This window comes from Planktotalea frisia (assembly GCF_001890925.1).
In the GTDB taxonomy this organism is placed as follows: domain Bacteria; phylum Pseudomonadota; class Alphaproteobacteria; order Rhodobacterales; family Rhodobacteraceae; genus Planktotalea; species Planktotalea frisia.
Window position 1 is genome coordinate 1 of the sequence record NZ_MLCB01000138.1, and the last position, 12917, is coordinate 12917.

Genomic DNA, 12917 nt, shown 5'->3' on the forward strand with positions numbered 1-12917 from the left:
CGGATCATGCGGTTAGCTGAATCGTTCTACGGTCAGACGTCAACCCGTCAAAAGTCGGGTGCTCGAGGACTCTGTGTATAGACAATTTAATAAGGTGACACACCTCCTATGAGGATATACTCTTGCGAAGACTGCAGTCACAGATTGCGTTTCGGGGCTCAAAATGCGGAAGATGCTTCTCTCCAACGCCAATTTATAATCGCAGATACATCTATCTCCCTGCGTTCCTAGCAATCGTTGTGGGCGTTTATTTGGTCATTTGATTCGGACTTTTTACTAAAGACGTTAACAAAAAGTTAATATGACTAGAATAAACTCCCTTGATCATCGGTAGCTTTTGTTTTGGAAGCTTTGGTTGTACCACTCTCTCCCAATCTCAATGTGCCATCTGCGAATTCAATCTCAAGCGTCACGTGGGATTTGGCGTCTTTCTTGCGGGTCAAAACGGTGCCATCCGCTCCGCGCACAACAGCGTAACCACGATCCAAGGTAGCTGTGTACCCAAGCGTGAGTCGCAAGCGATCTAGCGCGTCAAGCTTGTTAGTGTGTTGTGTTTGCTGTGCTTTTGCGGCTTGGGTGAAACGCGCAAGTAGATTGGAAAAATCGGTCTTGCGGCGCTCGATCTGGGGGGCGAGCGCGATATTGTTGTAGCGCGCGGCAGTTTTGCTCAAATCATCCTGAGCCGTCCGCGTGCGCCGCGCTAAAGCCGGCGAAAGACGTTTGGCGCGATCATCAACACGTTCACCCGCGACTTGCAAACTGCGCGCCAAAAGCGAGGGACGTAGCGCGCCAGAGGCTTGGCTCAGCTTAGAGCGACCAAAGCTAACACGCGCGGTTAAAGCACTCGGTAATCGCGCAGATGCGAGATCAAGGCGTTGCTGCGACTGCCCCAAGAGCGCGTCTTTGCGAGGGAGCGCACGGGACAGATCGCGCAGCTTTTCGCCGCGATAATTCAAAGCGACACGCATTGCATTAATACGGCGGCTTTCGGTTTCTTCCAAGCGTGCCAACAATTCGGCACGCACGGGAACAGCACGTTCTGCGGCAGCTGTTGGCGTCGGAGCACGGTGATCAGAGGCAAAATCGATTAAAGTTGTATCGGTTTCATGCCCCACAGCAGAAATCAGCGGGATGTTTGAAGCTGACGCCGCTCGAACGACAATCTCTTCGTTAAATCCCCAGAGGTCTTCGATAGAGCCACCGCCTCGCGCAACGATGATCAAATCGGGGCGCGGCAAAGCACCGCCGTCTGTGAACGCGTTAAACCCTTCAATCGCGCGCGCCACTTCTTGTGCACACCGCTCGCCTTGCACAGCCACAGGCCAAATCAGCACTTTGCGTGGAAAACGATCCCTTAAACGATGCAAAATATCACGAATGACTGCGCCAGTCGGCGACGTTACAACGCCGATCACTTCGGGCAGAAACGGGGTGTCTTGCTTGCGATCAAGGTCAAACAGCCCTTCCGCCGCTAGCTTCTTCTTGCGCTTCTCAAGCATCGCCATCAAAGCGCCTTCGCCCGCGACAGCGACGTCTTGGACGTTCATCTGATACTTGGACTGGCCTGGAAACGTGGTGAGCCGCCCCGTCGCTATGATCTCCATCCCCTCTTCGGGCATCACAGTCAGGCGTGCCGCCTGCCCTTTCCAAGCCGTACAGCCCAGAACAGAGCGATCATCTTTGATGTCGAAATACAAATGCCCCGAGCGCGCATGCACCACGCGTCCCACTTCACCGCGAATCCTCACATGATCGAACGTCCCCTCAATAGTGCGTTTCACGGCGCTCGATATTTCGGAAACTGTAAATTCAGGCTCATTTGCCCCTTCGCGGGGATCGTCTAACAAATCGGACATTGTGGCTCGCTTGTGCATCGGATGCGCTCAGACTAGAACGCCCCAAGCGGAAGGCCAAGGTGCCCAGACAGGAGTTTGCAATGAATATTCTCATTCTCGGTGGTGGTGGGCGCGAACACGCGCTGGCGTGGGCGGTTATGCAGAACCCCAAATGCGATAAGTTGATCGTTGCGCCCGGAAATGCAGGCATTGCGAAAATTGCGACCTGTGCGTCGTTCGATATTGAGAACAGTGCTGATGTGATTGCTTTCGCAGAATCGGAAGCGATGGATTTTGTGATCATCGGTCCTGAAGCACCCCTCGCCGCTGGCGTGTCTGACGATTTGCGTGAGGCTGGATTTTTGGTATTCGGCCCGTCCAAAGCGGCGGCTCAACTGGAAGCGTCCAAAGCTTTCACCAAAGAAATTTGCGTCGCGGCTAATGCGCCAACCGCAGGGTATGGGCACTTTACAGACGCGGCCAGCGCCAAGGCCTATATCACCGCTCAAGGTGCGCCAATCGTGGTTAAAGCTGATGGTCTCGCCGCGGGCAAAGGCGTGGTCGTCGCGATGGAATTGCAAGACGCGCTCAACGCGGTCGATGACATGTTCGGCGGTGCCTTTGGGGGCGCGGGCGCGGAAGTGGTGATCGAAGAGTTTATGGAAGGCGAAGAAGCGTCGTTCTTTGTGCTGTGCGACGGTGAGAACGTCCTACCGATTGGCACGGCTCAAGATCACAAACGTGTTGGCGAGGGCGACACAGGCCCGAACACAGGTGGCATGGGGGCTTATTCCCCCGCTCCTGTCCTGACGGATGACATCGCAACACAAGCCTTAGAGCAAATCGTCAAGCCGTGCGTGGCCGAAATGGCCCGTCGCGGTACGCCCTACCAAGGGGTGTTATATGCGGGCCTGATGATCAAAGACGGCGCGCCGCGCTTGGTGGAGTATAACGCTCGTTTTGGCGACCCTGAATGTCAGGTTCTGATGATGCGCCTTGGGGGTCAAATCCTTGACCTGTTGCTCGCCAGTGCAGAGGCGCGTTTGGACAACGCTCAAGTCAACTGGGCCAACGATCACGCAATGACCGTTGTCATGGCTGCGAATGGCTACCCCGGCGCTTATGAAAAAGGCACTGTCATCAAGGGGCTAAACGCCATTGACGATGATAATTTCAATGTTGTTTTCCATGCAGGCACTGCAAAGCGGGATGGCGCAATCGTTGCGACGGGTGGGCGTGTGTTGAACGTTACTGCACGCGGTGCAACGCTCGCTGAAGCGCATAAGCGCGTTTACGAAATGGTCGGGTCAGTTGATTGGCCAGATGGATTTTATCGCAACGATATCGGCTGGCGCGCGCTCTAGGCTATCGGCAAGTCGTCGCGCGCGCTCTTAGATTGGCTTTGCTGAACGGTCCAGCGTCACGGCTGGTGATCTTCCCGTTTTTGAGTTCGGAAATCATGACACGTGACCAATTCGCATCCGCACTGACAATCTGTGCTGTGCCGCCGCAAGTGATCACACCACCGGAGATGAAATCCTCACCAATCCGGTGATTTGTCAAACCAGAGCGGTCCGCGACATGCGTAAGCTGGCCACCTTCAAAGCGCCAAATTCGCAGAGTTTTGGCAAGATGTGGACGGTCGATATAGGCCAACTCAATTGCGCCGTCACCGTCCAAATCAGCCGCGCCGAGCGGCGCAAGCCAGCGGTTGGATCGACCTATATATGGTGTCGCCGCGACCAAGCCTGTCTCATCATAAATCGCGAGGCGCGCGCCTTGAGTCGTACTGGATTCGATCACGACGACTTCGTTGTCACCATCGAGATCCACATCAACAAGACGCGGCTCAAGATCCTCGAAAACCCGCGTCTCGGGCAAGCGCATCGTTATCGCTTTGCCCGCATCCGTCACAATCTCAAGCGTGCCAAACTCAATGGCATCGCCCAAAATTCCATGCGCATACCGCGTTGTTGGCTCTGAAAAACGCGCCTCTTTCACACCCGCAAAAGCAGGTGCCGCACAAATCAAAGCCAAACAAAACGCAGCCAATCGCATTAGATTTGCTTTTCAGGCATCTGGACAACCAGACCGTCTAGCGCATCCGTGACTTTCACTTGGCACGTCAAACGCGAACGCGTTTCATCGGGCTCAAACGCGAAGTCGAGCATATCGACTTCCATGTCATCCTTAGCCGGCAGTTTTTCGACCCAAGCCGCATCCACGTAAACGTGGCACGTAGAACACGCACATGCGCCGCCGCAATCGGCCTCGATGCCTGGAATGTTATTGTCACGCGCGCCTTCCATGATCGTCATGCCATTTGCGACGTCTACGACATGCTCTTTGCCGCCGTGCTCGATGTAGGTGATTTTCGCCATTTGTATCTGTCCTTAACTGATGCCTTACGCTTGTCTAAACACACAGGCGCAAGCGTTCCAGTCCCATTTACGTCATCGCGCGCATCTTTAAAGCCGCACTTGCCGTACTCTTTCATCTATTGGCTAGGACTGCGGCGAAAAAGACGTTAAGAAAAGTGAGATCGCCAATAAGGCGGCAAGCAGTGAGACAGGCGCGATGCAGTACATCCCCTTCGCAATCCCGCGTTTTGCGGTGACCCGACGCGTGAGCGGCGTGGCCGTGCTATGTTTCCTTGCAAGTTGTTCTGCACCTCTAGAAACTGTCACGAAAGCTGCGTTTAACGACGAACCCGATCTGGTTTATACGCGATCCGCACCACCGCCCGGTGCGAAGGAAGGCAGCTGTTGGGGCAAGCATGTGACCCCGGCTGAGGTGGAAACCGTGACCCATCAAATCCAATTGCAACCACCAGAAATTCGCACAGACGGAACGGTCAGTGCGCCGGCAGTTTACAAAACCGAAACCTCGCAACGTATCGTTAAAGAACGCCGAGAACTTTGGTTTGAAACTCCTTGCGCGCCTTTACTAACGGTTGAGTTTGTTGAAACGCTGCAACGCGCGCTTAAGGCTCGCGGCCATTATCGCGGCAGTGTTTCTGGATATATTGATACGCGAACATACAGCGCAATCCGAAAATACCAGGCTCCCCAAGGGCTCGACAGTTCAATCCTCTCACTGGCCGCTGCGCGAAAGCTTGGATTGATTGCCTACGATTTGGATCTAGAAGAATAAACGAGAAAAGGCCCCGCTATTGCGAGGCCTTTTTTAAGTATTTGCTAGATCGCTTTAGCTGTCCGCGAGCGACAGTGCAACAAAGCGTGGATCACCAGCGCGACGTACAAGCAGTAGCAAGGATTTGCGCCCAGCTTCACGAGCAGCTTCGATTTGTTTGTTCAAATCCTCAATGCTTGCAAGCTTTTGCTGACCCGCTTCGGTGATCAGATCGCCTGCACGCAAACCTTTCTCAAACGCTTTGCTTGTTTCGTCTACGTCCTGAACGACCAAACCACTTGCACCAGACGCCAGCTCTAGTTGCTCACGCAATTCATCCGTGATTTCTGAAACGGTCAAACCAAGAATATCAGACTGGGCGGGTTTTTCCGGCTCTGCAGGTTGGGATGCAGGCACTGCGCCTTCCGCTTCTTCACGACGACCCAAAGTGACTTTGAGCGTTTCTGTTTTACCATCGCGGAACACAATGACGCGCACTGCTTTGCCCACTTGCGTATTACCGACAGTTTTCACCAATGAACGCGTGTCCGTGACTTCTTTTCCGTCAAAACTCATGATCACATCACCAGCTTTGATGCCTGCTTCGGCTGACGGGCCTTCTGGCACGTCCGTTACAAGCGCACCCGCGGCTTTTTCCAAACCGATCGCTTCGGCAACATCGTCGGTCACGTCTTGAATGCGAACACCAAGCCAGCCGCGACGCGTTTCACCAAACTCTTTGAGTTGATCCACAACACGCACCACGACATTGGATGCCATAGAGAATCCAATGCCGATCGAGCCACCGTTTGGGGACAGGATCGCCGTGTTTACGCCGATCACATCGCCGTCCATGTTGAACAGGGGTCCACCCGAGTTACCACGGTTAATCGCCGCGTCCGTTTGGATGTAGTCGTCATAAGAACCGCTCAGCGCACGATTGCGCGCGGATACGATGCCCGCAGAGACAGAGAAACCCTGACCGAGCGGGTTGCCCATCGCCATGACCCAATCGCCAACGCGTGAGACGTCGCTATCGCCAAAGCTGACAAACGAGAGTGGCTTGTCGGTTTCGACCTTCAGCAACGCAATGTCGGTGTTTGGATCTGTGCCGATGACCTTCGCTGGCAATTCCATGCCTTCAAAGAATTCGATCAAGATTTCGTCGGCACCTTCAATCACGTGGTTGTTCGTAACGACAAAGCCATCCTCGGAAATCACAAAGCCAGAACCAAGTGCCGAGGAGCGACGGGGGCGATCATTGCCGCCATCACCACCACGATTACGATCTTGAAATTCGCGGAAGAAGTCCTCAAATGGGGATCCTTCCGGTACGACGCCGCGCGGCGCTGTGTTGCGTGCCACAGTTGTGGACGTGGTGATATTCACCACTGCCGGGCTGATTTTCTCTGCTAGATCAGCAAAGCTTTCGGGAGCGCCACGTGCGGCGGCGCTGAGTGTTTGTAGTAAGAGCAAAGCAACGCTGAGCCCCATTGCCAGCGCCCATGAGAGCGCTTTGCGGTTTTCGCGTTGTGTGTCTTGTGAGAGGGCAAGTGCCTGAGACATTTTAGAAAGACCTCCTTATTTGGTCCGAGCCTATGCCAGCTCAATCGGTGATGCTGGTTTTTGTACTCATCCTCTATCTAGGTGCGCTTGGGCGCAACGCAAATCTCGTTTCAGTGTTTCAAGCGGATGTGAAGATTATGTGAACGAAGTTACAAAAAACCAGAATGTTTCATCCAGCCCCCATCGCGCGCGCTGCAAGCAAAAAGCAAACCCCTAAAACCAGTACCAAGAACCCAAAAGTTCGGCGCATTTCCAGTGATAGATTTCTCAAGGCTTCAAGCAGGTCTTCAACGAGCGAAGGGGCCAGTGCGTACACCAGCCCCTCTATTATCAAGACCAAACCGATTGCCAATAAAATGTTGGCAAACATAGGGTTACTCCGACTTTGTGTCTGACTTCAGATAGTTAAAGAAGTCACTGTCAGGCGACAGAACCATGGTTGAATTATTGCCTTGCAGCGCGCCGCGGTAAGCTTCAAGTGAGCGGTAGAATTCAAAGAACTCCTGATCCGCACCATAAGCTTTCGCGAAGATTGCGTTACGCTCGGCATCCGCTTCACCTCGTGTGATTTCGCTATCACGACGTGCATCAGACACGATTTCAACCTGAGTACGATCCGCTAAGGCGCGCACACGCTGAGCGGCTTCGTTACCACGGGCGATCTCGTCGGCAGCTTCACGCTCACGTTCCGCACGCATTCTCGCGAAGGTAGATTCGAGGTTGGCTGTCGGTAAGTCAGTCCGCTTCAAACGCACATCAATGACTTCGATCCCCAAATTGCGCGCCTCTGAGATAGCACCGTTTCGGATGCGCAACATCAAAGCCGCACGGTCTGTGCTCAAGATATCGTTAGAGGACACAGAGCCCAGAATTTCACGCGTTTCAGAGCGCAAAATACTGTCCAAACGGTTCTCGGCGACAGGAATACCGCCCACGCCAACCGCTTGACGGAACTGGTTAATGTCCGAAATCCGGTACCGCGCGAAAGCGTCTACAACAAGACGGCGATCATCTAGTGGCGTCACTTCGAGCGGGTCGATGTCACGGCTGAGGATACGGTCGTCATAGCGGACAACCTCTTGAATAAGCGGAATTTTAAACGCCAAACCCGGCTCTTCTTTCACGTCAATGACGCGACCAAATTGCAGAACCAACGCTTTTTCACGTTCGTCAACGATAAAAACCGAAGACAGGAGTCCCGCAATTGCGATCACGACGATTGGTAGAAGGTACGTTGTTTTACGCATCAGTTGCTCCCCCCTGCGTTTTTACGCAGCTCATTGAGTGGCAGGTATGGAACGACGCCTTGGCCACCGCCCGCGCTATCATCCAAGATGATCTTGTCGACACGGCCCAGAACCTCTTCCATCGTTTCGAGGTAAAGACGCTTGCGTGTCACTTCCGGTGCTTTCTCGTACTCTGCTAGAACAGCTGTGAAACGCGACGCCTCACCTGTGGCTTCGTTGACCACGCGGGCGCGATAGCCCTCTGCTTCTTCCAGAACCTGCGCCGCTTCACCACGAGCTTCGGCCACAATACGGTTTGCATAGGCATCCGCTTGCTTTTCGAGTTTGTCTCGCTCTTGCTCAGCTGCTTGGACTTCACGGAAGCTGTCGATCACCTGCTGTGGTGGGTCGGCTTTGTCAAAGTTCACACGCACAACATTCATACCCGAATCGTAGCTATCAAGCGTGCTTTGGATCAAATCGTCCAAACGCTCTGCGATGCTCGCACGGTCCCTGTTGAGGATCGGCGCAAGCTCTGACTGGGCGATAATTTCGCGCATCGCCGATTCAGACACCGCGCGGATCGTCATTTGAGGATCACGCAGGTTGAACAGGAATTTCGCAGGATCGTTGATGTTCCAGACAACTTGGAAATCGATATCCACGATGTTTTCGTCGCCCGTCAGCATCAAACCTGCCTCAGACCCACGTGCACCGACGCCGATATCTTCTGTCTGCTCTCGCGTGACCGGAATAACTTCGGCGGTGACCAGCGGCCAAGGTGCGAAGTTCAGACCAGGATTACCGATTGCAGAGAACTCTCCAAGGAACAGTTCAACTGACTGTTCTTCGGGCTTGACCGTGTAAAAGCTGGCCATGCCCCAAAGCACAACCGCCGCCACAACACCCAGACCAACTGTTCCGCGCGTAAACGCAGGACCGCTTGGCGCGCCGCCGCCAGAGCCGTTAGTGCCATTTCCGCCACCGCGACCGCCCATGAGGACGCGCAACTGCTCTTGGCCCTTTTTCATCAGCTCGTCGATTTCGGGAATCTGTGGCCCGTCCCCTTCGGGACGACGTCCGCCACCATTATTGCCGGAACCGCGATTATCATCGCCAGATCCGTTATTTCCACCGCCACCCCATGGGCCGCCGTTGTTACCAGCCATTTAAGCTTTTCCCCTTAGTTAAGTCTGTTAGGCCTACCTACCCATGTAAACTGGTCAGGTTTGCCAAGAATTCAACCCGTACGGGTCGGTGTTTTCATCGTTACCAATTCTTCGGACATCGTCGGGTGCACCGCAACCGTACGATCAAAGTCTTCTTTTGTTGCGCCCATCTTTACAGCGATGCCTGCAAGCTGGATCAATTCACCCGCGCCGGGCGCGACAATGTGACAGCCTAAAACTTTGCGATTTGCTTGGCTGACGATCAATTTCATCAACACTTTCTCTGCTTGGCCTGCGAAACTTTGCTGCATCGGCTTGAAGGATGTTGAGTAGACCTCGATCGGTTCTTGCGCCTTTGCCTCTTCCTCTGACAAACCAACTGTGCCCATTTCCGGCTGCGTGAAAATTGCGGTCGGGATCAAGTCGTGATCTGGTTTGGTTGGATTGCCTTTGAAGACAGTTTCAACAAACGCCATTCCTTCGCGGATAGCAACCGGCGTAAGGTTCGCGCGGTCCGTCACATCGCCCACCGCATAAATCGATGGCACGCCAGTCTGGCTATATTCATCGACAACCACCTCGCCCTTTCGGCCCAGCGCAACGCCGACATCTTCAAGTCCGAGATTATCTGAATTGGGCGCGCGTCCCGTCGCAAACATCACCTGGTCAAAGCTACGCTCAACGCCGTTTGTGTCTTTCACCCAGATGCCTGCACCTTCACGGCGCATTTCAGCGATGTTGGTGTTCAACTCAAGGTTAACGCCTTTGACGACCATTTCTTGCGCAACAACTGTGCGCGCTTCATCATCAAAGCCGCGCAAAATCTGATCGCCGCGATAAAATTGTGTCGTCTCAACGCCCATGCCGTTCATCACACCTGCAAATTCAGAGGCGATATAGCCACCCCCAACAATCAGCATGGATTTTGGCAAGCTCTCGAGGTCGAAAATCTCGTTCGAGGTGATCGCATGTTCCGCGCCCGCAATCGCTGGCTTCACTGGGCGACCACCAACGGCAATCAGAATATGTTTCGCAGTCTTGCGCGTGCCATCCGCCAATTCAACGGTGTGCGCATCTGCGATGCGCGCGCGACTATCAAACGTCTCAACACCCGCGTTTTTCAACAAATTGCGGTAAATTCCCTCAAGGCGATCCAACTCGGCGTGCATCTTTTTCTGGAACGCTTTCCAGTCGAAGCCTCTGTTACTGACGTCCCAACCATAGGCCTGAGCCTCTTGCGCGAGCCCTGCGTAACCTGACGCAAACACCATCAGTTTCTTAGGGACACAGCCACGAATGACACAGGTTCCTCCGTAGCGGTCCTCTTCGGCCAACGCCACTTTCGCACCAGTATCTTGCGCTGCAACACGCGCTGCGCGCACGCCACCAGAGCCGCCGCCAATCACAAATAGATCGTAGTCAAATGCCATTCTCAGTGTCCTTCATTCACGCCAAGTGTTTACGACTAAGCGCGCTTAATCCGCCAGATCTTTGAAAAGGTTGTCGCTTTCCACAAAATCGAGACGGTCATGTTCAACAGTACCTGTATTTATGTCGCGCACTTCGACCTTGCCATCCCCGTGACCGATCACAACTGTGTCACAAATATCAATGAACAAGCCATTTTCCACGACACCGGGCATCTGGTTGATTACCATGGCCAATTGACGTGGATTACCGATCCGTTTGAGGTTGAGATCTAGGATATGATTACCCTCATCCGTGATGAAAGGCGCATCGCCGTTCATACGCAGGCTGATGTCACGTCCGAGCACGTCCATTGAGACAAGCGTTTCTTCCACGAGCGCGCGCGTGGTCTGCCAACCGAAAGGAATAACCTCGATCGGCAAAGGAAACGCACCAAGCGTTTCGACTTCTTTACTGGCATCCGTGATCACGATCATCTGATCAGACGCGGTCGCTACAATCTTTTCTTGCAAATGCGCGCCGCCGCCGCCTTTGATCAGGTTCAGATCGCCATCAAATTCATCCGCGCCGTCAATCGTAATGTCGAGCCAACGCGCCTCATCCAGCGAAATGACCTCGATGCCGACTTCGCGGGCCAAAACGGCTGTGCGTGTTGATGTTGGAACACCGCGAATGCGCAAACCATCGTCGCGCACCATTTCACCCAAGCAGCGCACGAGCCAAGCCGCCGTTGATCCGGTTCCAAGCCCAACCCGCATACCGTCTTCGACGAAGGCCGCAGCACGCTTGGCCGCAACAAATTTTGCCTTATCGATAGGCGACAATTCTCCGCTCATGTTCATTCAACTCCTTGGCAGCTTTCGTCCTTATACGCATAGCTTGGACGGGGCGCGAGAGCGGAATGTCGCTTTTCAGCGTCGCACACACGCAAAGACCGCGTAAAGGGAAGGTATGAAGGAAATCTATACACACCACTGCGCCCGCGACACCGCCTCGATGCCTATCCGCATTGCGCCTGAAATGATTCCCGCGTTTAAGAAGACGGCGGTCCCCCATGCCAACCTTGCTCCAAGAGCTGTGACACAAGAACGGCCCCCCACTTTCAGCGCCCCAGCTTTTTCCAACCTTTCCAAGCTTTCAAAAGGCAGTGACACATAATGTTTCTATCCGTCTTCGATATGTTCAAAGTGGGCATCGGCCCGTCCTCATCCCACACCATGGGCCCTATGGTCGCCGCCGCGCGCTTCTTGGATGCATTGCGCGCGTCCCCGTTCGAGTTTCACGGGTTGCGCGCGTCCTTGCATGGCTCACTTGCGTTCACAGGTGTTGGCCATGCCACAGATCGCGCCACGGTGCTTGGTCTTGCTGGATTTATGCCCGACACTTATGACGATGCAAAAGCAGATGCTGCGATGGCGGAAATTGTGCAATCAAAGAACGTCTCGCCAGACGGGCTGGGTCCGCTGGCTTTCGATCCCAAGAACGATCTGAAATTCGACTTTGGGCCTAATCTTCCTGGCCACGCGAACGGTATGATCTTGATGGCGACAGACGCCCAAGGCGATGTGACGTTTCAAGAAACCTATTACTCCATCGGGGGTGGCTTTGTGATGACAGCCGCGGAGTTGGCAGAGGGCAAAGACACCGACGAAGGCGATCCCGTCCCCTACCCGTTCAAATCTGCTGCCGAAATGCTCGAGATGGCGAATATTGCAGGCAAAAGCATCGCAGAAATGAAACGCGCCAACGAGATCGCGCGCGGCTGCACCGAAAGCCTTCGCACGGGCACCGCGCGCATTTGGCAAGTAATGAGCGATTGCATTGATCGCGGTATGGCGCGTGATGGCATCTTGCCCGGTGGTTTAAACGTGCGCCGTCGCGCCAAAGGCATTCATGATGCGTTGATTGCTGAACGCGGAATGAACTTAACGGCCCCGCATACGATTAACGATTGGATGAGCGTTTATGCGATGGCGGTGAACGAAGAGAATGCAGCGGGTGGTCAAGTTGTTACAGCCCCCACCAACGGTGCTGCGGGTGTCGTGCCCGCCACGATCCGCTACTACCTCGATCATGTGCCCAATGCTTCGGAGAGCAAGGTTGAGGAATTCCTACTCACCGCTGCGGCGATTGGCGGTTTGGTGAAATTCAACGCCTCGATCTCTGGCGCGGAAGCGGGGTGCCAAGCAGAAGTTGGAAGCGCTGCCGCCATGGCTGCAGCAGGTCTATGCGCCGTTCTTGGCGGTACAGTTGAACAGGTCGAAAACGCAGCTGAAATCGCGCTTGAGCATCACTTGGGCATGACCTGCGATCCGGTGAAGGGTCTTGTGCAAGTGCCCTGCATCGAGCGCAATGGTCTTGGTGCGATTAAAGCTGTAAGCGCGGCTTCGTTGGCTTTGCGCGGTGATGGGCAACACTTGGTTCCGCTGGATGCCTGTATAGAGACCATGCGCCAGACAGGGGTGGATATGAGCGAGAAATACAAAGAGACTTCACTCGGTGGTTTGGCTGTAAACATTCCAAACTGCTAAGCGCGATTTTTCTAGAAAAATCACACATAC

At 54.2% G+C, this 12917-nt stretch carries 13 protein-coding genes; 4 read left to right on the forward strand and 9 right to left on the reverse strand.

All coding sequences use genetic code 11. The features are described 5' to 3' along the window. Positions 1–305: 305 nt before the first annotated feature. The gene (gene xseA / locus PFRI_RS10720; protein WP_072630702.1) at positions 306–1856 is read right to left on the reverse strand and encodes an exodeoxyribonuclease VII large subunit; all 1551 of its coding nucleotides are present in this window, start codon (positions 1854–1856) and stop codon (positions 306–308) included. Between the two features lie 80 nt (positions 1857–1936). Between xseA and purD the strand changes: the two genes are divergently transcribed. Beyond that, complete coding sequence (purD, locus tag PFRI_RS10725; RefSeq protein WP_072630703.1) at positions 1937–3199, forward strand: phosphoribosylamine--glycine ligase; 1263 nt, start codon at positions 1937–1939, stop codon at positions 3197–3199. Between the two features lies 1 nt (position 3200). Here the strand turns inward: purD and PFRI_RS10730 are convergent, their stop codons facing one another. Both PFRI_RS10730 and PFRI_RS10735 read right to left on the reverse strand, forming a co-directional pair. After that, complete coding sequence (locus tag PFRI_RS10730) at positions 3201–3893, reverse strand: FG-GAP repeat domain-containing protein (RefSeq protein WP_072630704.1); 693 nt, start codon at positions 3891–3893, stop codon at positions 3201–3203. Next, on the reverse strand, positions 3893–4216 hold the full coding sequence (locus tag PFRI_RS10735; protein WP_072630705.1) for a 2Fe-2S iron-sulfur cluster-binding protein: 324 nt from the start codon (positions 4214–4216) through the stop codon (positions 3893–3895). Before PFRI_RS10735 ends, PFRI_RS10730 begins: the two co-directional genes overlap by 1 nt. Before the next feature lie 196 nt (positions 4217–4412). Here PFRI_RS10735 and PFRI_RS10740 point away from each other — a divergent pair, with 196 nt between their 5' ends. Next, complete coding sequence (locus tag PFRI_RS10740; protein WP_072630706.1) at positions 4413–4988, forward strand: peptidoglycan-binding domain-containing protein; 576 nt, start codon at positions 4413–4415, stop codon at positions 4986–4988. Positions 4989–5042: 54 nt separating this feature from the next. On the opposite strand, the gene PFRI_RS10745 is transcribed toward PFRI_RS10740, so the two are convergent. The 6 genes from PFRI_RS10745 to rpiA all read right to left on the reverse strand — a co-directional run bounded on the left by PFRI_RS10745 (position 5043) and on the right by rpiA (position 11192). Then, the gene (locus tag PFRI_RS10745) at positions 5043–6533 is read right to left on the reverse strand and encodes a DegQ family serine endoprotease (protein ID WP_072630707.1); all 1491 of its coding nucleotides are present in this window, start codon (positions 6531–6533) and stop codon (positions 5043–5045) included. Between the two features lie 169 nt (positions 6534–6702). Beyond that, on the reverse strand, positions 6703–6903 hold the full coding sequence (locus tag PFRI_RS10750) for a DUF2065 domain-containing protein (protein WP_072630708.1): 201 nt from the start codon (positions 6901–6903) through the stop codon (positions 6703–6705). A gap of 4 nt (positions 6904–6907) precedes the next feature. Continuing rightward, a complete protein-coding gene (hflC, locus tag PFRI_RS10755) occupies positions 6908–7780 on the reverse strand; it encodes a protease modulator HflC (RefSeq protein ID WP_072630709.1) in 873 nt (290 codons plus the stop codon). Then, positions 7780–8928 (reverse strand): FtsH protease activity modulator HflK, encoded by a 1149-nt coding sequence (gene hflK, locus PFRI_RS10760; RefSeq protein ID WP_072630710.1) that lies wholly within the window; start codon positions 8926–8928, stop codon positions 7780–7782. Before hflK ends, hflC begins: the two co-directional genes overlap by 1 nt. Positions 8929–8999: 71 nt before the next feature. Beyond that, positions 9000–10358: a glutathione-disulfide reductase gene (gene gor / locus PFRI_RS10765; RefSeq protein WP_072630711.1), complete on the reverse strand. Its 1359-nt coding sequence runs from the start codon at positions 10356–10358 to the stop codon at positions 9000–9002. Between the two features lie 45 nt (positions 10359–10403). Further along, positions 10404–11192: a ribose-5-phosphate isomerase RpiA gene (gene rpiA, locus PFRI_RS10770; RefSeq protein WP_072630738.1), complete on the reverse strand. Its 789-nt coding sequence runs from the start codon at positions 11190–11192 to the stop codon at positions 10404–10406. 115 nt (positions 11193–11307) lie between these two features. Here rpiA and PFRI_RS10775 point away from each other — a divergent pair, with 115 nt between their 5' ends. Next, positions 11308–11514, forward strand: a complete 207-nt coding sequence (locus PFRI_RS10775; protein ID WP_072630712.1) for a hypothetical protein — start codon at positions 11308–11310, stop codon at positions 11512–11514. After that, on the forward strand, positions 11514–12887 hold the full coding sequence (locus tag PFRI_RS10780) for an L-serine ammonia-lyase (RefSeq protein ID WP_072630713.1): 1374 nt from the start codon (positions 11514–11516) through the stop codon (positions 12885–12887). Before PFRI_RS10775 ends, PFRI_RS10780 begins: the two co-directional genes overlap by 1 nt. The last annotated feature ends 30 nt before the right edge of the window (positions 12888–12917 follow it).